This window comes from Actinobacillus minor NM305 (assembly GCF_000175195.1).
Lineage (GTDB): Bacteria > Pseudomonadota > Gammaproteobacteria > Enterobacterales > Pasteurellaceae > Haemophilus_A > Haemophilus_A minor.
Genome location: NZ_ACQL01000128.1, coordinates 1 through 419, shown reverse-complemented (window position 1 = coordinate 419; position 419 = coordinate 1). Strand labels below are relative to the sequence as shown.

Sequence of the window (419 nt, the reverse complement as noted above, 5' to 3'; positions counted from 1 at the left end):
TAGCGGATAACATCTTAAATTCAGCAGCGACAGTTCGCGATTTAACGAATATGGGCTGGATTGTTTCTACTGAAACTGGTGCATACACAGACACGGTGAAAAACGCAAACGAAGTGAAATTCATTGCAGGTAGTGACCGTGTTTCAGTAACGGGTGAAACTAATGCAACAACGGGTGCTCGTGAGATCACTATCGATCTTGCTAAAGTAAAAGCAGCTGAAGTGACTGATTCAACAGCTCAACCAACAGACACAGATGGCGATGTTAACTTTGCAGATACAGATACAACAGATGTAACAGTGAATCCAAACACTGGTGTTGTTACAGTAGATGTTAAAACAACTGAGCTTACACCTACAGATAAAGGTAACATCACAGAACCTGCTGCGACAGAAGGTGCGAAGTTAGTTAATGCAACC

The 419-nt window shown here is 42.2% G+C and carries 1 pseudogene; it reads left to right on the top strand.

The features are described 5' to 3' along the window. Window positions 1-419: pseudogene (locus tag AM305_RS12475) on the top strand (hypothetical protein); the annotation flags it as partial.